This is a genomic window from Streptomyces sp. AC602_WCS936 (assembly GCF_019049125.1).
In the GTDB taxonomy this organism is placed as follows: Bacteria; Actinomycetota; Actinomycetes; order Streptomycetales; family Streptomycetaceae; genus Streptomyces.
Genome location: NZ_JAGMUF010000003.1, coordinates 81,571 through 105,923, shown reverse-complemented (window position 1 = coordinate 105,923; position 24,353 = coordinate 81,571). Strand labels below are relative to the sequence as shown.

Below are 24,353 nucleotides of genomic sequence, written 5' to 3'. Positions count from 1 at the left end.
TCGACTCTACGGGCGGGGTCTGACAATCGGTCCCGGCGGCCTGCCGGGGCCCGGACGCTCGGGCCGGTCAGGGCACCGTGCGCGAGACGACGTACACCATCGGATAGTCGGGGTTCTTCATGTTCACCATGACGTCCTGGGTGGGCGCCGGGTTCTGCTGCTCGTTGACCAGGCCCCACCAGGGACCGGACCGGCCGAAGTCCCAGCCGGTGACCCGCTGGGCGCGGTCGCTGATGGCGATCTTGTCCTTCTTCAGTGCGTCCCGGTCGACGCCGAGTCCCGCCAGGAAGGCGTCGAGACCGGCCTCGCTCGTCTCGAACTGGACGTAGAGGCGGCTGGTCTTCCAGTTGTTCGTCTCGTAGTACGCCGTCTTCTTGGCCGGGAGCGGGACGGGCACCTCGTAGATGCGGCGCTGGAGCTTGGACGGCCAGCCCCGGGTCATGCCGGTCGCCGCGTACTTCGCCTCCTTCTCCCTGCCGCTGTCGCGGCTCTGGTTGGCGGAGATCACGAGGTAGCCGGCCGGGATGCCGATGAGCAGCACGATGATGAGCAGGGTGAGCGACCGGCGGCGGATCATGTGCCGGCGGTCCTCACCCCCGGGCCCGGGCTCGTCCGGGGGTCCGGCCTGGTGAGGCAGCGAGTCCGTCACAGCGACTCCCGGGCCGTGCGGCGGGCCTCCGCGTACCGCTCGTACCGCTCGTAGCGCTCCACCCGGCGCCGTTTGGCGCGGCGGAACCGGCGGGCGACCAGGCGGGCCAGGTCGGCGGCGCCCACCATGCCCGCCTCGGGTCCGAGCTGGGCGCGGACGATGTGTGCCTCGGGACGGTAGCCGCGGCCGGTGAGCTGGCGCTTGAAGGCGTCGCGGGCGGGCCCGATCAGCAGGTCGTCGGCGGCGCTGACCCCACCGCCGACCACGAAGCAGGACGGGTCGAGGGCCGCGGCGAGGTTCGCGATGCCGACGCCGAGCCACTGGCCGATGTCCTGGAGCAGTTCGATGCACATGGCGTCGCCGTCGCGGGCCAGCTCGGTGATCATCGGGCCGGTGATGTCGCCGATGCTGCCCTTGACGTGCTCGATGATCCCGTACGCCACCGGCGAGTCGGCGGCGGCCAGCTCGCGGGCCTCCCTGACCAGGGCGTTGCCGGAGCTGTACTGCTCCCAGCAGCCGCGGTTGCCGCACGGGCAGCGGTGGCCGCCGGGGACGACCTGCATGTGCCCGAACTCACCGGCGACGCCGTACTTGCCGCGCTTGACCTGGCCGTCCTCGAGGATCGCGCCGCCGATGCCGGTGCCGAGCGTGATCATGACGAGGTGGTCCTCGCCGCGTCCGGCGCCGAAGCGCCACTCGGCCCAGGCGGCGGTGTTGGCGTCGTTGTCCACCAGGACGGGGACGGCGAGGCGGCCGGCGATGCGGTCGCGCAGCGGTTCGTTGCGCCAGGACAGGTGGGGGGCGAACAGGACGCGGTTGCGGTCGGCGTCGACCCAGCCGGCCGCGCCGATGCCGACGGCGTGCACGTCGTGCCGGTCGGAGAGGTCCAGGACCAGTTCGACGATGGTGTCCTCGACGACCTTCGGGCTCTTGGACTTGTCCGGGGTCTCCGTGCGGAGCTTCTCCAGGATGTTGCCGTCGGCGTCCACGACGCCCGCCATGACCTTCGTGCCGCCGATGTCGATGCCGACCGTCGGCACGCGGGGTGCCGTCAGGTGCGAGCGGCGTTCCCTGGTGCCCACGGTGCGCAGGACCGGGGCGCGGCGGGAGCCGATGGGGGCGGTGAAGTCGCGGTAGGTGCTCATCGGGTGCGATTGTGCCGCACGCTCACGCTGGGTGCCGAATGGGACAGGGGTTGGGTGGTGCCGGGGTTCGCCGTCTGCGGGTGCGTGGTGGCTGGTCGCGCAGTTCCCCGCGCCCCTAAGAAGGGCGTTGCAGTTCGTGGCGTAGATCATCGAGCTCGTTCCCGCCTGCCATCTGCCTTGTCAGCTCATCCAGCGTGATGTCGTCCCGTTCGTGATTGCCCACCATCGCGCCCCGCTTCAGCAGCACGAACCTGTCCCCCACCAGGTACGCGTGGTGCGGGTTGTGGGTGATCAGGACGACACCCAGGCCCTGGTCGCGGGCCGCCGCCACGTACTTCAGGACGACGCCCGACTGCTTGACACCCAGTGCCGCCGTCGGCTCGTCCAGGACGAGCACCTTGGCGCCGAAGTACACCGCGCGGGCGATCGCCACGCACTGGCGTTCGCCGCCGGAGAGGGTGCCGATGGGCTGGTCGACGTCGCGCAGGTCGATGCCCATGCGCAGGAGTTCCGCGCGGGTGGTGCGGCGCATGTGGTCGACGTCCATGCGCTTGAACGGGGCGACGCCCTTGCGCGGCTCGGAGCCGAGGAAGAAGTTGCGCCAGACCGGCATGAGCGGGACGACGGCGAGGTCCTGGTAGACGGTGGCGATGCCGCGGTCCAGTGCCTCGCGCGGGGAGGAGAGGCGGGTCTCCTCGCCGTCGAGGGCGAGCGTGCCGCCGTCGTGCTGGTGCAGGCCGGCGATGATCTTGATGAGGGTCGACTTGCCGGCGCCGTTGTCGCCCAGCACGCAGGTGATCTCACCGGCGTGGACCTCCAGGGACACGCCTTCGAGGGCGCGGACGTTGCCGTAGTTCTTGCTGACGCCGGACAGCTCGACGAGCGCCGCGCGGTGTTCGGTCTGCGTCACTTGGTGGCCTCCGCGCGCTTGCGGACCCAGGCGTTGAGCAGGGTCGCGAGGAGCAGCATCGCTCCGAGGAAGAACTTGAACCAGTCGGGGTTCCACTCGGCGAAGACGATGCCCTTGCTGGTCATGCCGAAGATGAACGCGCCGACCGCCGAACCGACGGCGCTGCCGTAGCCGCCGGTGATCAGGCAGCCGCCGATGACGGCCGCGATGATGTAGATCAGTTCGTTGCCGACGCCCTCGCCGGACTGGACGACGTCGTAGGAGAACAGCAGGTGCTGGCCCGCGATCCAGGCGCCGAGGCCGACGCCCATGTAGAGGCCGATCTTGGTCTTGGTGACCGGAACGCCCACCGCGCGGGCGGCGTCCTTGTTGCCGCCGACCGCGAAGATCCAGTTGCCGGCGCGGGTGCGCAGCAGGATCCAGCTGGCGACGGCGACCAGGGCGAGCCACCACAGGATGGTGACCTTGAAGCCCACGCCGCCGACGGTGATCGTGGAGGCGAAGACCTCGCGGGCGGAGTCGAAGCCCTCCATGTCGGCGATCGTCTTGGTGGAGACGGTGCCGTCGATGAGCTTGGTGAAGCCCAGGTTCATGCCGGTCAGCATGAGGAAGGTGCCCAGCGTGATGATGAAGCTGGGCAGCTTGGTGCGGGTGAGCATGAAGCCGTTGAAGGCGCCGATGGCCAGGGTGACCAGCAGGGACACGCCGACGCCGACCCAGACGTTGGCGGTCATCTGGTAGCTGAACATCGAGGACACCAGGGCCGACGAGGTGACCATGACGCCCGCGGACAGGTCGAACTCGCCGCCGATCATCAGCAGTGCCACCGGCACGGCCATGATGCCGATCGTCGAGGCGGCGTAGAGGACCGTGCTGAGGCTGGTGGCGCGCAGGAAGCTGTCGGCGAAGAAGGCGAAGAAGACGAAGACGGCGATCGCGCCGACGACGGAGCCCAGCTCGGGGCGGCCCAGGAGCTTCCGCAGCGGAGAGGCGTGCAGAATCCTTTCGTCAGTGTCGGCTTCCTTGGTCTGCGTGGCGCTCATCGGGTGCCCCGCCTGGTGTAGTCGGCCAGCTCGGCGGCGTCGTCCTTGGTGATGATCTGCGGCCCGGTGAGCACCGGTCGGCCGCCGCCGAGGACGTCGGCGTTGTACTTGTACAGCCACAGCAGGTCGACCGCCTCGTAGCCCTGGAGGTAGGGCTGCTGGTCGACGGCGAAGCCGAGGGAGCCGTCCTCGAGGCCGGCGACCACCTTCGCGTTGAGGTCGAAGGTGTCGATCTCGGCCTCGCTGCCGGCGCTCTGCTTGGCCTTCACGGCGGTGGCGGCGTACGGCGCGCCGAGGGTGACGACGGCGTCGACGGACTTGTCGGTCTGGAGCTTGGCCTCGATGGCGGACTGCACGTCCGGCATGCTGGTGCCGTTGACGTAGAGCCGCTGGACCGTGCCGTCGAACGTCTTCTCCACTCCGTCGCAGCGCTGCTCGTGGCCGACGTTGCCCTGCTCGTGCAGGACGCAGATCGCCTGCTCTCGGCCCCGCTCGTTCAGCTCCTCGCCGACCGCCTCACCGGCGATGGTCTCGTCCTGGCCGACGTGGGTGAGGGCACCGAACTTCTTGGACTCCGCGGAGCCGGAGTTCACGGTGATCACCGGGATGCCCGCCTTCCGCGCGCGCTCCAGGGCGGACTTCATCGCGGCGGGCTTGGCGAGGGTGACGATGATCCCGTCGACCTTCTTGTCGATGGCCGCGTTCACGAGCTGCGCCTGCTGCTGCGCCTCGTCGTCGTGGGAGTACAGGAAGTTGATGTTGTCCTTCACGGCGGCCTGCTCGGCGCCGCTCTGGACGATGTCCCAGAAGGTGTCGCCGTCACCCGAGTGAGTGATCATGGCGAAGGTCCAGCGGGGCGTGTTCACCGCGGCCTTCCCCTGGGCCGACGCGGCCTTGCGGGCGTCCTCGGCGCGCTTGCCTCCCGTGCTGCTGCAGCCGGCCAGGGACAGCGACAGTGCCCCTGCCAGCGCGATGCCCACCCATGTCCGAAACCGTGCCACGAGGCCGTGCCCTTCTTGCTGTGCCGTGCTGTGCGTGCCGGGTTCCGCGGGCGCCCGACCGGGCTCCGGAAACCACAAACGCCCCATTGTCCGACATGGCGAACGAACACCGGGCGCCGGGGAGCGGCCGTCGGTCACATTGTCCGGACATTGCGACGAACTCGCACGGTGAGCCACGGGACCACCGGCGGGCACCGGCGGGCACTGACGGGCTCCCGGACGGCGCAGGTCAGGAGCGTACGAGCAACTGGAACTCGAAGGAGTAGCGGGACGGCCGGTAGGTGTGGGTGCCGAACTCGACCGCGCGCCCCGTGTCGTCGAACGTGGTGCGTTCCATGGTGAGCAGCGGTGCGCCCTCGTGCTCGCCGAGCCGTTCGGCCTCGTCCGCGGTCGCGGCGCGGGCGCCGATGGACTGGCGGGCGCTGTGCAGGGTGATGCCGGCGGCCCGCATCAGCCGGTACAGGCCGGTGGCCTCCAGTTGCCCGGTGTCCAGGTCGACGAGGCCGGGCGGCAGGTGGTTGCACAGGTACGCCATCGGCTCCCCGTGTGCCAGCCGCAGCCGCTCGACGCGGTGCACGTCGCTCTCCTCGGCGACGCCGAGCGCGGCGGCGACCTCGGCGGTCGCGGGGACGACCGTGTTGACCAGCACTTTCGTGGCCGGGCGCTGGCCCGCCGCCTCCAGGTCGTCGTAGAGGCTGCTCAGTTCCAGCGGACGCTTGACCTTGCTGTGCACGACCTGGGTGCCGACGCCGCGGCGGCGCACCAGCAGGCCCTTGTCGACCAGCGACTGGATGGCCTGGCGGACCGTGGGCCGGGACAGGCCGAGCCGCGCGGCGAGCTCGATCTCGTTGCCCAGCAGGCTGCCGGGGGTCAGCTCGCCGTGCTCGATCGCCGCCTCGAGCTGCTGCGACAGCTGGAAGTACAGCGGCACGGGGCTGCTGCGGTCCACGCTGAGGTCCAGCGACACGGTCGGGTCCACTTCTGGTTTCGGCACGGGCCCGAGCGTAGCTCCGTGCGCTGATGACGGGAAGTTGTGTAGTTCGATTGTCCGGACATACGCATTGACAGGGTGCGGGCTGTGAGCCCACTTTGATTCCATGCGCATCGGGGTCATCGGTACGGGCCGCATCGGCACCGTTCACGCCAACACGCTCAGCCGCCATCGCGACGTCGGGTCCCTGATCCTCACGGACGCCGACCTGGCGCGGGCGCAGGATCTGGCCCACCGGCTCGGCGAGACGGCGGCGCCCGGGGTGGACGAGATCTTCCGGTGGGGCGTGGACGCCGTGGTGATCACGACGGCGACGCCGGCCCACGCCGAGTTGATCGGCCGGGCGGCGCGCTCGGGGCTGCCGGTGTTCTGCGAGAAGCCCATCGCGCTCGACGTGCCGGGCACGCTCCAGGCGATCGCGGAGGTGGAGGCCGCCGGGACGATCCTGCAGATGGGCTTCCAGCGGCGCTTCGACGCCGGCTACACGGGCGCGCGGGAGGCGGTGCGGTCCGGGCGGCTCGGCCGGCTGCACACCGTCCGGGCGGTGACCAGCGACCAGGCGCCGCCGCCGGCCGCGTACCTGCCGCAGTCCGGCGGGCTCTACCGGGACACGCTCATCCACGACTTCGACGTGCTGCGCTGGGTGACCGGACGGGAGGTCGTCGACGTGTACGCCGGCGGGTCCGACGCCGGGCCGCCGATGTTCCGGGCGGCCGACGACGTGGACACCGGTGCGGCGCTGCTGACGCTGGACGACGGCACGCTCGCCACGGTGACCGCGACACGGCTGAACGGCGCGGGGTACGACGTGCGCATGGAGCTGGCCGGGGAGCTGGACCAGATCGTCGTCGGGCTGGACGACCGTACGCCGATCGCCTCGACGGAGCCGACCGGGCCGCCGGCCGCGGACAAGCCGTGGACCGGTTTCGTGGAGCGGTTCGGACCCGCCTACGAGGCGGAGCTCAACGCGTTCGTGGAGGTGGTGCGCGGGGAGCGGGTCAACCCGTGCGACGGGCGCGAGGCGCTGCGGGCACTGCTCATCGCCGAGGCGTGCGACGTCTCCCGGCGTGAGCGCCGGCCGGTGCGGCCGGCGGAGGTCGAGGCGGCCGCGTCCTCCGTGCCCGGCTGAGCGGCCCGTACGCCGTCCGGGGCCCGGTTCAGTGCCCGCCTTCGTCGTTCTCCTCGTATGCGTCGTATGCGTCCAGGAGTCCCGCGTCGTACGTCAGCAGCGCGATCTGCACGCGGTTGCCGAGGCCGAGTTTGGCGAGGATGCGGGAGACGTGGGTCTTGACGGTGGCCACGCTCATGAACAGTTCCGCCGCGATGGCGGCGTTGGCCAGGCCCCGGCCGACCGCGACGGCGACCTCGCGTTCACGGTCGTTGAGGGTGTCGAGGCGTTGACGCGCGCGTGTGCGTCTGGTGTCGGCGGAACCGCCTGCCGCGTGCTCCATCAGCCGCCGGGTCACCGCGGGCGAGAGGACCGGGTCGCCCGCCGCGACCCTGCGCACCGCGTCGAGGATCTCGGCGGGCGGGGTGTCCTTCAGCACGAAGCCGGCGGCGCCGGCACGCAGGGCCCGCAGCACCTGCTCGTCCGCGTGGAAGGTGGTGAGGACGACGACCTGCGGGGCGTCCGGACGGCCCCGCAGCCGCTCGGTGGCCGTGAGGCCGTCCACCCCCGGCATGCGGATGTCCATGAGGACGACGTCGGGGCGGGTGCGGTCGACCAGCTCCGCGACCTGGTCGCCGTCGGCGGCCTCGCCGACGATCTCCACGTCCTCGGCTCCGCCCAGCATGAAGGAGAGCCCGGCCCGCACCAACGGGTCGTCGTCGACGAGGAGCAGTCTGATCGCTGTCATGCGCCTACGTAATCATGGTTGCCGGTGGCCGACTTGGCCCTGTGGACGACTCGTGCTCCTGTGGACAACGCCCTCCGCCCTCGGTCGCCCGGCTCATCCCCACGGCAGCCGCGCCCGCACCTCGAAGCCGCCCTCGGCAGTCGGACCGTGGTCCAGGGCGCCGCCCGCGAGCGTGGCACGCTCGGTGAGCCCGATCAGTCCCTGCCCGGAGCCGGGTACGTGGGGGATGTCCCCCTCGGGCGGGGTGTTGCGCACGGTGAGCGCGAGGCCGTCCCCCGGTGTTCCGGCGACGGAGACGGTGACCTCGGTGCCGGGCGCGTGCTTGCGCGCGTTGGTCAGGGCCTCCTGGGCGATGCGGTACGCGGTGCGGCCGACGGAGGCCGGGACGGCGGCGGGGTCGGGAACGCCGCTCGCGAGGGTGACCTTCATGCCGGCCCGGTGGCACTCGGCGACCAGCGCGTCGAGTGCGCCGAGCGTCGGCTGGGGGCGGCCCGCGTCGTCGGACTCCCCCGCGCGCAGGACACCGATGATCTCCCGCAGGTCCTGGAGGGCCTCGTGCGCGCTCTCCCGGATCACGCCGGCCGCCCGCGCCACCTCCTCGCGGGACGCGTCGGGCCGGAACTCCAGGGCGCCCGCGTGCACGCTGAGCAGGGTCAGCCGGTGCGCGAGCACGTCGTGCATCTCCCGCGCGATGGCCTCCCGGGCGAGCCGCTGCGCCTGTTCGGCCCGCAACCCGGCCTCCGCCTCGGCGTGCCGTGCACGGTCGCGCAGGCTGAGCAGGAGCTGGCGCTTGGAACGGACGAGCAGCCCCCAGCCGATGACCGTCACCCCGAGCAGCACCGCGATGACGAGTGACGCCAGGTAGGGAAGGCCCGGCTCCGGGCGCATCCAGTAGTACAGGGGTGTCAGGGCGAGGCTCGCGCCGCCGACCCAGGCCACGTACTGGAAGGGACGGTGCACGGCGAGCGTGAACAGGGAGGCGAGGACGGCGCCGCCCGCGGTGGCCGAGACCAGCGAGACGGGCACCATCGCCACGGCCAGTCCCACCGGCCACCTGCGCCGGAGCCAGACGGCGGCGCAGGCCAGGGCACCGATCACCTGATCGGCGACGGCCATGGCCGGCGACAGGTTCGGCTCCTCGTCCAGCACGTCGGCGGCGAGCAGACCGATGGTGACCGCCAGGAAGAAGCAGGCGAAGTCGACGAACCAGTCGCGTGCGGTGCGCCGGGGTCTGCCGCCGGGGCGCCGCGGTTGCGGGTACAGGTCCTCGACCAGCGCCGCCGGCAGCACCCAGCGCCGCTTGGCGAACGCCGGGGGCGCCGTAGCCTGCTTGTCACTGTTCACAGTCGACAAATCTACGCAGAGGGCGAGGCGTGGGCGGCCGGGCGCAGGGGAACGTCGACCAAAGTCGCGGAACCGGCGACTTTCGACGCGCCGCCGCACGCAGGACGCCGCCTTCCGGCGGGCAGGACTCGCCCCGCGGCCGATGCGTGTGGGGGGACCGCGGGGCGAGGGTCGGGGCATGAAGGAATTGCTGGAGTTTCTGGGTCTGATGGCCGTGATCCAGGGTGTGGCGGGCCTGGTGCACGAGTTCACCGACTGGAACTGGGGCCTGGTGCAGCGGATCGGTTTCCTCGACGGCTACGAGGTGTACGCGAGTGTGGCGCTGCTCGCCCTCGGCGGCGCGCTGTTCGCCGCCGCCGAGAGCAGAAAGTCCGGGTGACCGCCGGGGCCGGACCGATGAACCACGGACGTCAGCAGCCGTGGTCGACGAGGTCGAACGAGGCGTAGTGGTCGGCCGTGTAGTAGTCCTCCTGGTAGTCCTCACCGGTGACGATGCGGCGGGCGCCCCGCGTGTCCGAGCCCGGCGTGATCACGGTGTACTCGTGGTAGTAGCCGGTGGACTGGCTGGGCAGGATGCCCTCCCGGTTCTGGAAGACGGTGCCGTCCTGCTCGAACGGGTAGGGGCCGCCCTGCTCGATCAGGTCGAGCGTGTCGTGGGCCTGGGAGGGCAGGTCGCTGTAGCAGATGTCGCCGACCGCGGCGGGGGCGGCGGCGGCCGTGGTCGCGGAGACGGTGCCGCCCACGAGGAGGGCGGACAGGACTGCGGCTGCTGCGCCGAACCGAGCGACGCGTGGGGGGAATCGCATGACCTCATGATGACGCGCGTAGACAGTGGCATGTCAATGACAAGACAGTGGAGTTTCCCGGGATGTCATATGTGTTTTCGGGGTGTTCACGCGGGAGTGGCGTCCGCCCACCAGGTCCGTGTCCGTTCGCCGCCAGCGTCCGGCGGGCCGGGCCGGTGGGATGGAGCCATGAACACGAGCGCGAACACGAACACGACTTCTTCCACTCACGTGCCGGCCCCGCTGACCGGCCGTACCGCCCTGGTGACCGGCGGCAGCCGCGGCATCGGCGCGGCGACCGCGCTGCGACTGGCGCGGGAGGGCGCCGACCTGGCCCTGACCTATGTGAACCGCAAGGACGCGGCCGACGACGTCGTCCGGGCCGTCGAGGCCCTGGGCCGCCGGGCGGTGGCCCTGCGCGCGGACGGTGCCGACGCGGACGAGGCGACGGAGGTGGTGGAGCGTGCCGCCGACGCGCTGGGCCGGCTCGACGTGCTGGTCAACAACGCGGGCGTCGGGCTGCTCGGCCCCGTCGAGGACTTCACGGTCGCCGACGTGGACCGGGTGCTGGCCGTCAACGTGCGGGGCGTCTTCCTCACCGCGCGGGCGGCGGCCGCCCGCATGACGGAGAGCGGACGGATCATCACCGTCGGCAGCTGCATGGCCCTGCGGGTGCCGGGTCCCGGCGGGACGCTGTACGCGATGAGCAAGGCGGCGCTGGTCGGGCTGACCAAGGCGCTGGCCAGGGAACTGGGCGGGCGCGGCATCACCGCGAACATCGTCCACCCCGGGCCGATCGACACCGACATGAACCCGGCGGACGGCCCGTACGCCGACGGGCAGGCGGCGCTGACCGCGCTGGGCCGCTTCGGCAGGGCCGAGGAGGTGGCGGCGACCGTCGCCCACCTGGCGTCGGCCGCGTACGTCACCGGGGCCGAGTTCACCGTGGACGGCGGCCACGCCGCCTGACGCCGACGGTGCGGGGCGACGGCCGCCCGGCCCGGCACCGGCGGAGTCGGCCGGGTCCGCCCCCGGCTGACGCCGCCGTCGGCCGTCGCCCGGCCCCGCGCCGACTCTGCGGCCGCTCGTCCGGGTGACTCTCCGGGGCCTTACGGTCACCGGTGGTACGGACGGCGGGCGGCCCAGCGCGACACCGACCGTACGCACGCCGGCCGGCGGCCGACGCCGAAGACCCGCGCGACCGTCACCCGGTCCCAGGCCGGCCCCGCGGGCGGTCTACCGCCCGACCCCGCGCCGACAGAAGACGGCAGTCGCCCCAGTGCGACACCCACCGCACGCACGAAAGCCACCAGCAGACACCAAAGAGCCTCGCGACCGTCACCCGGCCCCAGGCCGGCCCCGCGGGCGGTCTACCGCCCGACCCCGCGCCGACAGAAGACGGCAGTCGCCCCAGTGCGACACCCACCGCACGCACGGCAGCCACCAGCAGACGCCAAAGAGCCTCGCGACCGTCACCCGGTCCCAGGCCGGCCCCGCGGTGCGGCCAGCGCGGTCAACCACCGGACAGGCCCGCTGATGCGCGCGGCGGTCAGCCAGGCCGGCGGCGTTCGTTGTGCGGGCATGCGCGTGGGGCGCGCCGGTGCTGTCCAGGCCGGGCGCGCCCCACGGGTTCAGGGGGTGGGTCAGCCACCCAGCTCCTGGTGGCGGGCGGCGAGGTGGGCCGCGCCGTCCTCCGTCAGGGAGCCGAACAGGCGCAGGCGGGAGATGCCGCCGTCGGGGAAGATGTCCACGCGCGCGTGGGTGCCGACGGCCGCCTCGGGCAGGACGAAGCGGTGGTTGGTGTCGGGCTGCATGCGGGTGCGCGGCAGGACCTCGCGCCACTCGCCGGACTCGCCGTCCTTCACGGACACCGAGGCCCAGCCGGCCGAGTTGCCCTTCAGGTACGCCGTGTCGATCTCGATCGCGCGGATCTGGACGCGGTCCACCAGGCGGTAGCTGATCCAGTCGTTGCCCTGGTCGCGGCGGCGGCGGGTCTCCCAGCCGTCGTCCATCTTGCGGGAGCGGCCCGGCTGGATGGTGTTGGTGGCCGGCGAGTAGAAGAGGTTGGAGGCGTCCTCGACCTGGCCGCCGTTCTCCAGGGCGACGACGTCGAAGGTGCCGAGGGCGGCGAGCCACGCCGGGTCGGGCACGACCTCGCCGTAGACGCGCAGGCGGGCGATGCCGCCGTCGGGGTGCTGCTTGAGGCGCAGGTGGGTGAAGCGCTGCTCGGCCGAGACGGCGAAGCCGTTGGCCGCGTGGCCGCCGACCGCGGTGCGCGGGACGAGGGTCGTCCACTTCACGTCGTCCGCGAGCAGTTCCTCGGGCGACGGGGAGCCGGCGACCGAGGTGCCCTCGACGGAGACGGCCTGCGGGTAGTTGCCGCGGAAGTGGGCGGTGTCGACGACGATGCCGCGGATCACGCCGGGGGCGCCGAGGCGGATGAGCGCCCAGTCGTGGTCGTCCTCGGTGGGCCAGGGGTGCTCGGCGGAGACGCCGCGCCGACGGCGGGTCTCCCAGCCGTCCATGACCTTGCCCTTGTGCCCGAAGTGCTCGGGGTCGAACTCGGCGCGCTCGGGCACCAGCAGGTTCTCCCGCTGGGCGAAGAACTCGTCGTTGGCGGCGACGACACCCGCGCCGAGCTGCCGGTCGGCAAGGTTGGCGTACTGGGTGAAGGGGAGGTCGGCGGTGCGGTAGTCCGCGTACGGGTCGCCGCCTCCGTAGGGGTTCGCGTCTCCGGTGAAGCTGGCCAACGAGGTGTTCTGCTGGGCCGTCACGGTGATCAGGTGTTCCTCTCGGGTTCGTTCGATGTGTGAGTTGGGGCAGGTCCGGACGTGTGTCACGGGGTCCGGGTGAGGAGCTGTCCCTTCGGGTCGGTGAACGCGCCGTCCGCCACGACGCGCGCTCCGCGCAGCCAGGTGGACTTCACGACGCCGTACAAGGTCTTGCCCGCGTACGCGGTGACGCGGTTGCGGTGCTGGAGGGCGGCCGGGTCGACGGTGAAGGTCTCGTCGGGGGCGAGCACGGCGAAGTCGGCGTCGTGGCCGGCGGCGATGGCGCCCTTGCGCCCGTCGAGGCCGACCTGGCGGGCCGTGTTCAGGGACATCCAGCGCACGACGTCCTCCAGGCCGAGGCCCCGCTCGCGGGCCTTGGTCCACATCGCCGGCAGGCTGAGCTGGAGGCCGGCGATGCCGCCCCAGGCGGTGGCGAAGTCGTCGGTCTTCAGGTCGGCGGTGGACGGCGAGTGGTCGGTGACCACGCAGTCGATGGTGCCGTCGACGAGCGCCTGCCACAGCAGGTCCTGGTTGGCGGCCTCGCGGATGGGCGGGCAGCACTTGAACTCGCTGGCGCCGTCCGGCACTTCCTCGGCGGTGAGGGTGAGGTAGTGCGGGCAGGTCTCGACCGTCACCTGCACGCCGTCCGCGCGGGCCTCGGCTATCAGCGGCAGGGCGTCGCTGGAGGAGAGATGCAGGATGTGCACGCGGGCGTTGAACCGCTTGGCCTGCGCGAGGAGGGTCGCGATCGCGGTGTCCTCGGCGTCGCGCGGGCGGCTGGCGAGGAAGTGGGAGTACTTCGGACCGCCCTGCTGCGGGGCCGCGGCCAGGTGGTGCGGGTCCTCGGCGTGCACGATCAGCAGGCCGTCGAAGGCGGCGATCTCCGCCAGCGACCGGGCGAGCTGCTCCTGGTCGAGGTGCGGGAACTCGTCCACGCCCGACGGGGACAGGAACGCCTTGAAACCGAAGACCCCGGCCTCGTGCAGCGGACGCAGGTCCTTGACGTTGTCGGGCAGCGCGCCGCCCCAGAAGCCGACGTCGATGTGCGCCTTGTCGGCGGCGACCTCGCGCTTGGTGCGCAGGTTGTCGACCGTGGTGGTCGGCGGGATCGAGTTCAGCGGCATGTCGACGAGGGTGGTGATGCCACCGGCCGCCGCGGCGCGGGTGGCGGTCCAGAAGCCCTCCCACTCGGTACGGCCGGGGTCGTTCACGTGCACGTGGGTGTCGACCAGGCCGGGCAGCACGACGTGGTCGCCCACGTCCTCCAGCCGGGCGCCGTCCGGTACGGGGGCGTCGTACGGCAGGACCGCCGTGATCTTCTCCTCGGACACCGCGATCGACGCGGCGCGTGTCCCCTCGGGGGTGATGACGCGCGTCGAGCGCAGCACCAGTTCAGCTCCGGACACCCGAAACCCCTCTTTCTGCCGCCGAGATTTTCAACGTTCTGTTGAAGCCTCCTGCTGAAGGAGTCTTCATTCCCGCCTCCGTGCCGTCAAGAGGCACCCTTTGTGCGGGCATGCCCACGGCTCAACCCTGGACGTTTCCACAAAGCGGAATTAGAATTCCAGCAAGCAGAACGTAGCTACGTACAAGCCGGTAGTCAACCGGCTGCCGGGTACGCTTCTTTCCTCCCGCCAGCCCCGAAAGGAACGTGCCGTGCCGACGTCCAGCGCCAGCACCACCGACTCCGCCAGGTCCGCCACAGGTGGCGTCCAGTCCCTGGAACGCGCCTTCGACCTGCTCGAACGGATGGCGGACGCGGGCGGCGAGGTCGGCCTCAGCGAGCTCTCCGCGAGCAGCGGACTGCCGCTGCCCACCATCCACCGCCTGATGCGCACCCTCGTGGCCTGCGGCTACGTACGCCAGCAGCCCAACCGCCGGTACGCGCTCGGCCCGCGCCTGATCCGGCTCGGCGAGTCCGCCTCCCGGCTGCTCGGCACCTGGGCCCGCCCGCACCTGGCCCGCCTGGTCGAGGAGACCGGCGAGACGGCGAACATGGCGCTGCTCGACGGCGACGAGATCGTGTACGTCGCGCAGGTGCCGTCCAAGCACTCGATGCGCATGTTCACCGAGGTCGGCCGGCGCGTCCTGCCGCACTCCACCGGCGTCGGCAAGGCGCTGCTCGCGGACTTCCCGGCGGACGAGGTGCGGGCCCTGCTCGGCCGCACCGGCATGCCGGCCGCGACCGACAAGACGATCACCACTGCGGACGGATTCATCGCGGCGCTGGAGGAGGTGCGGCGCCAGGGCTACGCGATCGACGACAACGAGCAGGAGATCGGCGTCCGCTGCCTGGCCGTCTCCGTGCCGGACTCCCCCACCGCCGCCGCGATCTCCATCTCGGGTCCGGCCGGCCGGGTCACCGAGACCGCGACGGACCGGATGGTGCCACTGCTCCAGCAGGTGGCGGCGGAGCTGTCCGAGGCCCTGCTGACCTCGAACGGCAACCCCGCGGCGTAGTCCGCGACCCGCCGCTCAGCGGCGCGGCGGGTCGCCGAAGAGTTCCACGGCGTGACGGACCTCCGTCAGCCCCCGCGACAGGGCGCTGACGGAGCCGATCGCGCCCGCTATCAGCAACAGGGAGCGGTGCAGCCGCGGCACCTCCGGCACACCGTGCGCCGCCATCGCGGCGAGGTCGGCGAGTTCGTCCTCGGCGATCGCCCGGTCCGGGAAGTCGGCTGGCAGCAATGCGAGTTGGCGGCGCAGCCGCGCCACCGCGGTGCGCAGCGCGACCACGCGCACGTCCTCGTCGCCGACGGTCACCTGCCCCTGCCCCAAGCTCCGCAACACAGCCCTCCCCCTCGCACCCCGTTGTGCGCCCCTACGTGGTGAACGTGCCGAGCGCCCCTGACACTGGCCGGGCGCCGGGGACGCGGGCCAGTAAACGCCACCCCCTGCCGGACGCGCCACCGCGCGGGCCGAAATTCAGCCTCCGAAATCCCTGTCCGCACGCCGGGGTTTGGCGGCCCGTCAGGTATGCAGGACGCATGACGGAGACCGAAGAGCAGGTGGCGGGGCTGCTGCTCGCCGCCGGGGGCGGACGGCGGCTCGGCGGACGGCCGAAGGCCCTGCTCGAACACCTCGGACATCCACTCGCCGAACACGCGATCGCCTCGTTGCGCGCGGCCGGATGCGCCCGCGTGCACGTGGTTCTGGGGGCGCGCGCCGACGCCGTACGCGCTCGGGCGGCGCTTGACGGCTGCGTGGTCGTGGAGAACCTCGACTGGGAACAGGGCATGGGGTCGTCGCTGCGCGCCGGACTCGCCTCGCTCACCGGGACGGGAGCAGGAGCCGCCCTGATCTCGCTGGTGGACCAGCCCGGCATCGGCGCCGAGGCGATGGCGCGGGTGCGCGGCGGATTCCGGGACGAAACCTCCCTCGTGTCGGCGGCGTACGCGGGCGTGCGCGGCCACCCCGTCCTCCTCGGCGCCGACCACTGGGCGGGCGTCATGGCGACTGCCACCGGGGACCGGGGGGCACGCGTCTATCTGAGGGAACACATGGCGGAGATCACGCTCGTCGAGTGCGGGGACGTGGCGCGGCCGTACGACATCGACACCGAGGCCGACCTGCGCCACCTTGAGTGAGGAGTGTGGCACTGGGCGCCACTGTCCCTCGACTCAGAGAATCTCGACATCAACAAACCATTGAAGTTCCACGATGAGGAAACTACTATCCACTGTCCAGAAGCACTCGACCGCACAGCGAGTGCGCTATGCCCCATACGCGCCCCCTGGCACCCGGTGCCACCGCTGAAGGAAGTGACAGCTCATGTCCGCACCAGCGCCGTCCACGCTGGCCATCGTCGACGCCGAGCCCCTGCCCCGGCAGGAGGAGGTCCTCACCGATGCGGCGCTCGCCTTCGTGGCCGAGCTGCACCGGCGGTTCACGCCCCGGCGTGACGAGCTCCTCGCCCGCCGAGCGGAGCGCCGCGCCGAGATCGCCCGCACCTCCACGCTCGACTTCCTCCCGGAGACCGCCGCGATCCGCGCGGACGACTCCTGGAAGGTGGCCCCCGCTCCGGACGCGCTCCAGGACCGCCGCGTCGAGATCACCGGCCCCACGGACCGCAAGATGACCATCAACGCCCTCAACTCGGGCGCGAAGGTCTGGCTCGCGGACTTCGAGGACGCCTCCGCCCCGACCTGGGAGAACGTCGTCCTCGGCCAGCTCAACCTGGCCTCCGCCTACACCCGCACCATCGACTTCACGGACGAGCGCACCGGCAAGTCGTACGCCCTGCGCCCGGCCGAGGAGCTGGCGACGGTCGTCATGCGCCCCCGCGGCTGGCACCTCGACGAGCGCCACCTCCAGGTCGACGGCCGCCCGGTCCCCGGCGCCCTGGTCGACTTCGGCCTCTACTTCTTCCACAACGCCCAGCGCCTGCTGGACCTCGGCAAGGGCCCGTACTTCTACCTGCCCAAGACCGAGTCGCACCTGGAGGCCCGCCTCTGGAACGAGGTCTTCGTCTTCGCGCAGGACTACGTCGGCATCCCGCAGGGCACCGTCCGCGCCACCGTCCTGATCGAGACGATCACGGCCGCGTACGAGATGGAGGAGATCCTCTACGAACTGCGCGACCACGCCGCCGGGTTGAACGCCGGCCGCTGGGACTACCTCTTCTCCATCGTCAAGAACTTCCGTGACGGCGGCGAGAAGTTCGTCCTGCCGGACCGCAACGCGGTGACGATGACCGCCCCGTTCATGCGCGCGTACACCGAACTCCTCGTCCGCACCTGCCACAAGCGCGGCGCGCACGCGATCGGCGGCATGGCGGCGTTCATCCCCTCGCGCCGGGACGCCGAGGTCAACAAGGTCGCCTTCGAGAAGGTCCGCGCCGACAAGGACCGCGAGGCCGGCGACGGCTTCGACGGCTCCTGGGTCGCCCACCCCGACCTGGTCCCGATCGCCATGGAGTCCTTCGACAAGGTCCTCGGCGACAAGCCGAACCAGAAGGACCGCCTGCGCGAGGACGTCGACGTCAAGGCGGCCGACCTGATCGCCATCGACTCCCTCGACGCCAAGCCGACGTACGCGGGCCTGGTCAACGCCGTCCAGGTCGGCATCCGCTACATCGAGGCCTGGCTGCGCGGCCTCGGCGCGGTCGCCATCTTCAACCTGATGGAGGACGCGGCCACCGCCGAGATCTCCCGCTCCCAGATCTGGCAGTGGATCAACGCGGAGGTCGTCCTCGACAACGGCGAGCAGGTCACCGCCGAGCTGGCCCGCAAGGTCGCCGCCGAGGAACTGGCCAACATCCGCGCCGAGATCGGCGACGAGGCCTTCACGGCCGGCAACTGGCAGCAGGCCCACGACCTGCTGCTGACCGTCTCGCTCGACGAGGACTACGCCGACTTCCTGACGCTGCCGGCGTACGAGCAGCTGAAGGGCTGACGCCCCATTACGGCACGACCGCGCCCCCGGTACCGCACAGCACCGGGGGCGCGGTCGTGCGTTCAGCCCAGGTGCACTGACCAGTCCTGCTCGGCGGGCGGCTTGCCGTGCAGGTCGGGGACGCGCTTGAGCCAGTCGGGACGGCCGCGCCGGGTGCGCTCCGCGCGGGCGGCGTTCTCGGCGGCGAGTTCCTCACGGGTCGGGAAGCCGGTCGGCAGCCACTGCCGGGAGGCACGGGCGCGGGCGCCCAGATACTCGACGTAGGCGGCACGTACCTCGTCCGGCGTGCCGAGCCCCGCCTCGCAGGTCAGCCAGGCCTCCGGCACCCGGCCCACCACATCGCGCAGCAGCTCCTCCGTCACCTTCGGCGCCAGCTCGGCGTCGGCGGCCCGGACGTCGGGCGCGTGGTGGCCGAGGGCGTGGTGGCGGAAGTCGTACGCCTTCTCGGGCGGGGACGCGCCCCAGCGGTGGTGGAAGACCAGCGCCGCGCCGTGGTCGATCAGCCACAGCCGCGGGGGCACCGTACCGGAGGTGGGCCAGACCATCAGGTTGGAACTGTGCACCGTGCGGTCGACGTTGACGGTGAGGGCGTCCAGCCACACCACCCGCCCGGCCTCCTCCGCGTCCACCGGGAACACCTCGGCCAGCTCGGGCGTGAGGTCGGCGCCGCCCGACAGGTAGTCCATGCCGAGGTTGAGCCCCGCGCTGGCGTCCAGCAGGTCCCGCACCTCCTGGTGCGGCTCGTCGGCGGCGATCGCCGGGTCGAAGTGCGCGAGCACCAGCTCCGGCACCCGCAGCCCCAGCTCCCGCGCCAGCTCCCCCACGATCACCTCGGCGACCAGCGCCTTGCGGCCCTGCGCGGAGCCGGTGAACTTCAGGACGTAGGTGCCGAGGTCGTCGGCCTCTACGAGCGCCGGCAGCGAGCCACCCTCACGCAGGGGCGTGATGTAGCGGGTAACAGTCACCTCATGGTGCATTTTCCCAGGCCATCCATCTCTTCAGCATTGCAGTCAACGATCAGCCTCTGAGGAGCCGCAGGGTCCAGTTCGCCCGTCAACGGCCCTGGGGAGAATCTGGGGAGTTTCGACTGACCTGCGATTCTCCCCGCCTCCGGCACGAAGTGAGCATAGTAACCAAGGATGATCATTGGCGAGGAGCGCCCGAGCCATTGCGTCAAGGTTACGACGGACTCTCCCGCCTCCATCATGATCGAGGCGTACGTATGGCGCAGGACATGAAGTCCGTCCTCGGAGCCACCGCCCACTGCCGGGTTACGATCCCTCAGCGCACGGCGCGATAATGCCGACCTCGGCCAGTGCGGGCTCCACGTGCAGGTGTTCCACGTCTTCACAGCGACGGCATTGCCTGGTCGTGTAGTGAGCAGCACAGTCGGGTGCAAGGCTCCAAGGCCGCACACCCGAACGACGTCCGCCCCGTCAGTGCGCGCATCCAGGCACGCCTGGTCGAGGTATTCCCCACCGGCCGGATTCGCCCCGCTCCGTACACGCCGTTGACGGTGGCCGTTGCGGCCGGCCCGACAGGGCGCGCCTGCGACGCCCCGGTAGCGTCAGGAAGAAGTCACGCAACGACGCCTCGTTACCGACTTCGAATCGGTTCACGACCCTGCCCAGCGGGCTCCACACTCGCCCGTCCGGCATCAGCACACCCACCGGCTGCTTGAAGAACACCGTCTGCTCCCCGTCGAAGTCGATCCACACGGCCCCGGCTTGGCGGACCAGTACCTCGCCGACGTACGCTCCGATCTCCAATAACAAGTCGTCGAGCCTATTGCGCTCATGGTCGCCCTTGCGCAGCCCGTCGATCATGAAGTCCACCACTCGCAGGCTAGCCGGAGAGTAATCGAGCGGCAGGCGTCTGCGGCGCGTCAACCGCGCCACGCATCTCGCCGCGACCTCCCGCATTTCCTCGGCCTGCGGGATTCTTTCATGGCCTTCGCTGGTCGCCTTAATCATCATTCCCCACCCTTGACCAGAAACAGAAGAACAACTCTTGCTCCCCCACTTGTTACTGTGCAGATCACGGTGGTCCTACAGCCGACCACGCGACGGTCCACCTCGTTCGGCCTTCGAAGTGAGTCAGGCCCAGGGCCCGTTTCATTTCGCGGTAGTCGTTCTCGATGCGCCGGCAGAGTTTCGCGGTGTGCACCAGGACGGGCAGCGGGATGGTCTCGGGCAGGTTGGAGAGCCAACATTGGACGAGCTCGTCCTGGTCTCCAGGCCATTCGGCCAGCAGCCGGCGGACCGGAAGCCCGGTGCTGGCCGTGGCCTCGCGGATCTCACGTCCAGCGGGCCGGAGCCGCAGGTTCACGAAGCGCGAGTACATGCCTTGCGTCCGCCGCGGCCTCTGCCGGGCCGCGATCCCTCCCGCCGCTGCACCGGTTGCGCGGCGCGTTTCCCGGCCGCGGTGACCAGGCTCTTCACGGTCTGCGCCGACTCAGGGCAGGCCGGGACCGGCCGTCGGCCCCGGCCAGGGTCGGCGGGGTGCAAGGCTGTGCGTCCTCGGGTTGCGCGGTGGTCGTGGACGAGACGCCCACCGCATAGTCGAGGCCGCGTTCCTTCAGGCCGACGCCCCCGCCTACTTTTGCGACCCGTCCAGCGCCTGGCAGCACGTTCCAGAGAAGCGAAACTTGCCGCCCAAACCCGCGAGCAGTAGGGACACTGTCGCTGCCAAACTCACGGCCGCCCATGCGAAACGCTCGGCTGGGAAGCCCCAGCCGAGCGTCTCGCCAAGTTCCTGGCGACAGCCAGTTGCCCACTGCGTTGCCTCTACCTCTGGAATGGGCCCCGAGACAAGGGAGGCCTTCACTTCCTCTTCAGGGGAGAGGTTCGTAGAACGGACCGTCCGGCGCAAGGTTGCGAGAGCAGACAGTCACATCCTCACCTCCGAGATAAGCCAGCAACCAATCGCTGAACGTCATCTCGTGGAGAGCCCAGGCCGGACTGTCGAACTCATGAACCAGAACACGCCACGGCGATGAGGGTTCACCAGGGACGCGAAGGAAGACCATCTCCCCGGTCGTAGCCGGTAGCGCCGGAATCAACTCACCTGGACGCCCACCCACCTCGCTGGGAAGAAATTCCGCCATGTCCTCCTCGCGCCAGAATTCGAGATCATCTCTGATGTTCTCCTTCAGGCTGTGCAGAAGATGGCCGGCAGGATGCTTCAGATACAATTGCCCGTTGATCACGACAGAACCGTAGGCGTCCGCGATCTCGCGAAAATCCGCAGGAAAGTGTATTCCAAATTCCCGTCGCAATTCGACCCAAGGAGCCGGATCCGACCAGAGGAATTGCGGTTCACCCAGTAGGGCCCTTATCTCTGAGAGCGTTGCCAATGTCAATCCCCTCCTAGCATGTGGACCCCTTGCCCGTCCTGGAGTTGATCACAGTACATGAGAAACTGCTCCGCGAGCCTTGAGGCCCATACACAGTCATTCCGACCTGAATCGTCGTAGGGACGGCCGAGTGGGGGTCTCCGTACACGGGTACGACCGACATAAACAGCTCGTTTCCCGCATTGAGGGCCTTCCAACCGTTGGATTCCACCTTGCTGGCCATCCTTGCATTTGCCCTACCATGTAGAGCAACCAAGTTGTGGAACGCAGATCTCCGGCGCGAGGAAGCAGTTGGTCTATGGACCTCGCCATCTCCGCCAGGTCCGCCTGCCCGTCAGGTGTAGCGGCGTAGAGCGCCGTTGCGAAGCCTGCCACTGCCACGGAGATGAGCGGGATTGCGAAGTGTCCGTCAACCTCTACGTTGCTGACCGGGTTGCCGCATGTCCCGAGTCGTGAACCGGTTGAGGCCGGGACTGTAGTCGCGGAAGCCCATGTCGTAGGTGCCGGAGGCCGCGTCCCACCGCTTTGAGTTGTAGCGGTAGGCGTTGTACGACTCCTGACCGCGCGCGGCGTGAACACGGGAGCCGACGACGACTTCGTCGCGGATGGTGTCTTTGTCGTGCGGGACCTGGATGACGGCGAGCTTGCCCCGCTCGTCGTAGTGGTTGCGAGTGGTGTTGATCTCCTGGTCGGTCGTGGAGACGGCCAGGGAGTCCTTGTCTTAGGACTGCTTGACCGTGCGTCCGGCCGCGTCCGTGACCGCGACGACCCGGTGGTTCATGTCGTAGTCGGTCTTGGTTGTGCAGTCGTCCGGGTCCGCCGAGGCGTTCTTCTTCGGGTCGATGACGCGGGCCACGTTGCCGACCTCGTCGTAGAGGTATCGGACCTTGCCGTTCTTGGCGTTGACGACCTCTACGAGCTGGTAGATCTCGTCGTACACGTTGGTCGTGACGTAGTCGGACGCGTACAGCCACCGGGAGCCACGGCCGGGCCACCTGCACGGCCGCCGAACTCACTGGCACGCAGGCGTGACCATGCGTCCACCCAAGTTCAACACGGGCGACCTTGTCACCCACTTTCGTGAACCGGGCAACGTTGGCACGGTGGTACGAGTAATACGCCTCGGGCACCTGCGGCGGCGCTGGGTCTACTACGTCCAATGGCGCCCGCAGTCGGACCCCGTGCCCCTTCGCGACGGACTGCAGCACGCAGACGAGCACGCACAGAGCAAGTCCGCGTAGTGGATGCCCCACCTGGGGCGCGCATCCAAGCTCGACCGAGCACGGGGCGAGCACATGCACGACAATCACACGGGGACGGGCCGCCGCCGTCGCTCACTGAGGCTGCAGGTCCAGCTCCGCGCGGACCGTCTTACCGACGGGGACGCGGTCGAGCACACCCCACCGGTCGGCGAGCGCGGACACGAGCAGCAGGCCCCGGCCGCCCTCGGCATCATCCGGCGCCACCGCGTCAGCGCCTCCCGGCCCGCGCGGGCGGCGCTCCCCCCGGCTGTCGGACACGTCGATCCGCAGCGTGTATGCGTCCAGCCGCAGCAGCACCTCGATGTCCCGCCCCGGCACCCGGCCGTGCGTCACGGCGTTCGCCGCCAGCTCCGCGACGAGCAGCGCGGCCGTGTCGGAGAACACCGAGCCGTACGGGACACCCCACGCGTCCAGGCGGTGCAGGGCGAGGTGGCGGGCCAGTCTGGCACCACGCGGGGTGGAGCTGAACCGCTGGACGAACACACGCGCGGTGACCGGAGGTCGGGAGGTGGAGGCTGGTCTCATGCCGCCATCCCACCTGCGGCTACGTTCTCCCACCAGCTCGGCGACCGGTACGCAGGGTTAGCGTACGGGTACGGACGGTGGACGGTAGAGGTAACCATCCGTGACCATGGGCCCGTTGGGCGGGTTGACCCGGGTGAGTGTACGTGCGGGAGGTGTCCTGGATGTCGGACGGTACGGGTAGCGCGGGTAGCGCGGGTAGCGCGGAAGCGCTCTGCGGGGGCGGGGAGCCGGAGAGGTCGGACAGTCTCAGGACCTTCGGGGAGGTCGTCAAGGCGTTCCGCAAGCGGGCGGGGCTGACGCAGGAGGAGTTCGCGCCGCAGGTGCGGTACTCGGTACCGACGGTGGCGTCGATCGAGCAGGGGCGGCGGTTTCCGCCGGTGGACTTCGTGGAGCGCGCGGAGGAGATCCTCGACGGGTTCGGGGCGCTGCGGGGTGCGGCACGGCATCTGTCGCGGCAGCCGGGGCTTGCGAGTTGGTTCCGGCAGTGGGCTCGGTTCGAGGCGGAGGCGGTGAGTCTGTACACGTATGAATGCCGGTTGCTTCCGGGGCTGTTGCAGACCGAGGCGTACGCGCGCACGCTGTTCACGAACCAACTGCCACCACTGGGCGACGACCAGATCGAGGCTCAGTGGGTGGCACGGGCGGAACGCCAGCGGCTGCTGAGGGAGCGGCCGAACACGGCGTTCAGCTTTATTCTGGAGGAGCATGTGTTCCTGCGGCGCACAGGTGGGCCGCAGGTGACGCGGGAGCTGATCGACCACGTGCTGGGACTGGCCGAGCTGCGGAACGTGGAGGTTCAAGTGATGCCCTTGGTGCGGAACGCCCATGCAGGGCTGGCCGGCCCGATGCAGCTCCTGGAGACACCCGAGGCACGCTGGTTCGCCTACAACGAGGGGCAGCGGGGAGGCATGTTCGTCGCCGATCGGAAGGAGGTCAGCGTCCTCCAGATGAGGTATGCCAGGATGCGGTCACAGGCTCTCTCCCTCGACGACTCCCTGGGCCTGTTGCAGCAGATGCGAGGAGCCTCATGAGCACGACGGAACTGGCCTGGTTCAAAAGCTCGTACAGCAGCGGTTGCGACGGCGACTGCGTCGAGGTTGCCCTGGCCTGGCACAAGTCCAGCTACAGCAGCAGCGGCGACGGCGACTGCGTCGAGGTGGCCTCCTGCCCCGAGACGGTGCACGTCCGCGACTCGAAGGTACGTCAGAGCGACCAGCTCGCCGTCTCCCCGGCGGCCTGGACCCGCTTCCTCGCGTACACGACCGCCCACTGACGCCGCCGTACGACCGAACGCTCCGCCCAGGTAACCCTCCCTCGGCGGA

At 70.4% G+C, this 24,353-nt stretch carries 27 protein-coding genes; 8 read left to right on the top strand and 19 right to left on the bottom strand.

Features of this window, described 5'->3' with window-relative positions:
- Positions 1–67: 67 nt before the first annotated feature.
- The 6 genes from KUM03_RS01450 to KUM03_RS01425 form a co-directional block, all read right to left on the bottom strand.
- Complete coding sequence (locus KUM03_RS01450) at positions 68–649, bottom strand: sugar kinase (protein WP_073730426.1); 582 nt, start codon at positions 647–649, stop codon at positions 68–70.
- Positions 646–1,794 (bottom strand): ROK family glucokinase, encoded by a 1,149-nt coding sequence (locus KUM03_RS01445; protein WP_217245028.1) that lies wholly within the window; start codon positions 1,792–1,794, stop codon positions 646–648. The genes KUM03_RS01450 and KUM03_RS01445 overlap by 4 nt, the downstream gene beginning before the upstream one ends.
- 115 nt (positions 1,795–1,909) lie before the next feature.
- Positions 1,910–2,704, bottom strand: coding sequence for an ATP-binding cassette domain-containing protein (locus KUM03_RS01440; RefSeq protein WP_217245026.1), 795 nt, complete (start codon positions 2,702–2,704; stop codon positions 1,910–1,912).
- Positions 2,701–3,747, bottom strand: a complete 1,047-nt coding sequence (locus tag KUM03_RS01435; protein WP_217245024.1) for an ABC transporter permease — start codon at positions 3,745–3,747, stop codon at positions 2,701–2,703. The genes KUM03_RS01440 and KUM03_RS01435 overlap by 4 nt, the downstream gene beginning before the upstream one ends.
- The gene (locus tag KUM03_RS01430) at positions 3,744–4,748 is read right to left on the bottom strand and encodes a sugar ABC transporter substrate-binding protein (RefSeq protein ID WP_217245022.1); all 1,005 of its coding nucleotides are present in this window, start codon (positions 4,746–4,748) and stop codon (positions 3,744–3,746) included. Before KUM03_RS01430 ends, KUM03_RS01435 begins: the two co-directional genes overlap by 4 nt.
- A 229-nt stretch (positions 4,749–4,977) precedes the next feature.
- A complete protein-coding gene (locus KUM03_RS01425; RefSeq protein ID WP_217245131.1) occupies positions 4,978–5,715 on the bottom strand; it encodes a myo-inositol degradation transcriptional regulator in 738 nt (245 codons plus the stop codon).
- 130 nt (positions 5,716–5,845) lie between these two features.
- Between KUM03_RS01425 and KUM03_RS01420 the strand changes: the two genes are divergently transcribed.
- Complete coding sequence (locus tag KUM03_RS01420; RefSeq protein ID WP_217245020.1) at positions 5,846–6,868, top strand: Gfo/Idh/MocA family oxidoreductase; 1,023 nt, start codon at positions 5,846–5,848, stop codon at positions 6,866–6,868.
- 28 nt (positions 6,869–6,896) lie between these two features.
- Here the strand turns inward: KUM03_RS01420 and KUM03_RS01415 are convergent, their stop codons facing one another.
- Both KUM03_RS01415 and KUM03_RS01410 read right to left on the bottom strand, forming a co-directional pair.
- Entirely contained in the window at positions 6,897–7,595 is a 699-nt protein-coding gene (locus KUM03_RS01415; RefSeq protein ID WP_217245018.1) for a response regulator transcription factor, read from the bottom strand.
- A 93-nt stretch (positions 7,596–7,688) separates the two neighbouring features.
- Positions 7,689–8,939 (bottom strand): histidine kinase, encoded by a 1,251-nt coding sequence (locus KUM03_RS01410; RefSeq protein ID WP_217245016.1) that lies wholly within the window; start codon positions 8,937–8,939, stop codon positions 7,689–7,691.
- Between the two features lie 178 nt (positions 8,940–9,117).
- Between KUM03_RS01410 and KUM03_RS01405 the strand changes: the two genes are divergently transcribed.
- Positions 9,118–9,318, top strand: a complete 201-nt coding sequence (locus KUM03_RS01405; RefSeq protein WP_217245014.1) for a hypothetical protein — start codon at positions 9,118–9,120, stop codon at positions 9,316–9,318.
- Positions 9,319–9,349: 31 nt separating this feature from the next.
- Here KUM03_RS01405 and KUM03_RS01400 read toward each other — a convergent pair whose 3' ends face one another.
- On the bottom strand, positions 9,350–9,745 hold the full coding sequence (locus KUM03_RS01400; RefSeq protein ID WP_217245013.1) for a ribonuclease domain-containing protein: 396 nt from the start codon (positions 9,743–9,745) through the stop codon (positions 9,350–9,352).
- Between the two features lie 168 nt (positions 9,746–9,913).
- Here KUM03_RS01400 and KUM03_RS01395 point away from each other — a divergent pair, with 168 nt between their 5' ends.
- Positions 9,914–10,693, top strand: coding sequence for an SDR family oxidoreductase (locus tag KUM03_RS01395; protein ID WP_217245012.1), 780 nt, complete (start codon positions 9,914–9,916; stop codon positions 10,691–10,693).
- 674 nt (positions 10,694–11,367) lie between these two features.
- Here the strand turns inward: KUM03_RS01395 and alc are convergent.
- Both alc and allB read right to left on the bottom strand, forming a co-directional pair.
- Positions 11,368–12,498 (bottom strand): allantoicase, encoded by a 1,131-nt coding sequence (alc, locus tag KUM03_RS01390; RefSeq protein ID WP_046251032.1) that lies wholly within the window; start codon positions 12,496–12,498, stop codon positions 11,368–11,370.
- A 62-nt stretch (positions 12,499–12,560) separates the two neighbouring features.
- Positions 12,561–13,901, bottom strand: coding sequence for an allantoinase AllB (allB, locus tag KUM03_RS01385; protein WP_217245011.1), 1,341 nt, complete (start codon positions 13,899–13,901; stop codon positions 12,561–12,563).
- Positions 13,902–14,151: 250 nt separating this feature from the next.
- Between allB and allR the strand changes: the two genes are divergently transcribed.
- Entirely contained in the window at positions 14,152–14,955 is an 804-nt protein-coding gene (gene allR, locus KUM03_RS01380) for an allantoin degradation transcriptional regulator AllR (RefSeq protein WP_217245010.1), read from the top strand.
- 15 nt (positions 14,956–14,970) lie between these two features.
- Here allR and KUM03_RS01375 read toward each other — a convergent pair whose 3' ends face one another.
- On the bottom strand, positions 14,971–15,285 hold the full coding sequence (locus tag KUM03_RS01375; protein WP_217245008.1) for a DUF5955 family protein: 315 nt from the start codon (positions 15,283–15,285) through the stop codon (positions 14,971–14,973).
- Between the two features lie 197 nt (positions 15,286–15,482).
- On the opposite strand from KUM03_RS01375, the gene KUM03_RS01370 reads away from it, so the two are divergent.
- Together KUM03_RS01370 and aceB are read left to right on the top strand one after the other, a co-directional pair.
- On the top strand, positions 15,483–16,082 hold the full coding sequence (locus tag KUM03_RS01370; protein WP_217245006.1) for an NTP transferase domain-containing protein: 600 nt from the start codon (positions 15,483–15,485) through the stop codon (positions 16,080–16,082).
- A 184-nt stretch (positions 16,083–16,266) separates the two neighbouring features.
- Positions 16,267–17,889 (top strand): malate synthase A, encoded by a 1,623-nt coding sequence (gene aceB, locus KUM03_RS01365; RefSeq protein ID WP_217245005.1) that lies wholly within the window; start codon positions 16,267–16,269, stop codon positions 17,887–17,889.
- Between the two features lie 62 nt (positions 17,890–17,951).
- On the opposite strand, the gene KUM03_RS01360 is transcribed toward aceB, so the two are convergent.
- From KUM03_RS01360 to KUM03_RS01335, 7 genes are all read right to left on the bottom strand, one after another.
- Entirely contained in the window at positions 17,952–18,866 is a 915-nt protein-coding gene (locus tag KUM03_RS01360) for a HipA family kinase (RefSeq protein ID WP_217245004.1), read from the bottom strand.
- Positions 18,867–19,325: 459 nt separating this feature from the next.
- Positions 19,326–19,724, bottom strand: coding sequence for a hypothetical protein (locus tag KUM03_RS01355; RefSeq protein ID WP_374225244.1), 399 nt, complete (start codon positions 19,722–19,724; stop codon positions 19,326–19,328).
- A gap of 202 nt (positions 19,725–19,926) precedes the next feature.
- Positions 19,927–20,232 (bottom strand): hypothetical protein, encoded by a 306-nt coding sequence (locus tag KUM03_RS38980; RefSeq protein ID WP_217245002.1) that lies wholly within the window; start codon positions 20,230–20,232, stop codon positions 19,927–19,929.
- A 490-nt stretch (positions 20,233–20,722) separates the two neighbouring features.
- Positions 20,723–21,097: an SMI1/KNR4 family protein gene (locus KUM03_RS01345; RefSeq protein WP_308406221.1), complete on the bottom strand. Its 375-nt coding sequence runs from the start codon at positions 21,095–21,097 to the stop codon at positions 20,723–20,725.
- 556 nt (positions 21,098–21,653) lie between these two features.
- On the bottom strand, positions 21,654–21,851 hold the full coding sequence (locus KUM03_RS38055) for an RHS repeat-associated core domain-containing protein (RefSeq protein WP_308406227.1): 198 nt from the start codon (positions 21,849–21,851) through the stop codon (positions 21,654–21,656).
- Between the two features lie 114 nt (positions 21,852–21,965).
- Positions 21,966–22,184: a hypothetical protein gene (locus tag KUM03_RS01340; protein WP_308406220.1), complete on the bottom strand. Its 219-nt coding sequence runs from the start codon at positions 22,182–22,184 to the stop codon at positions 21,966–21,968.
- 394 nt (positions 22,185–22,578) lie between these two features.
- The gene (locus KUM03_RS01335; protein ID WP_217245001.1) at positions 22,579–23,031 is read right to left on the bottom strand and encodes an ATP-binding protein; all 453 of its coding nucleotides are present in this window, start codon (positions 23,029–23,031) and stop codon (positions 22,579–22,581) included.
- Between the two features lie 161 nt (positions 23,032–23,192).
- Here KUM03_RS01335 and KUM03_RS01330 point away from each other — a divergent pair, with 161 nt between their 5' ends.
- Together KUM03_RS01330 and KUM03_RS01325 are read left to right on the top strand one after the other, a co-directional pair.
- A complete protein-coding gene (locus KUM03_RS01330) occupies positions 23,193–24,062 on the top strand; it encodes a helix-turn-helix transcriptional regulator (protein ID WP_217245000.1) in 870 nt (289 codons plus the stop codon).
- Positions 24,059–24,304, top strand: a complete 246-nt coding sequence (locus tag KUM03_RS01325; protein ID WP_217244999.1) for a DUF397 domain-containing protein — start codon at positions 24,059–24,061, stop codon at positions 24,302–24,304. Before KUM03_RS01330 ends, KUM03_RS01325 begins: the two co-directional genes overlap by 4 nt.
- Positions 24,305–24,353 lie beyond the last annotated feature (49 nt).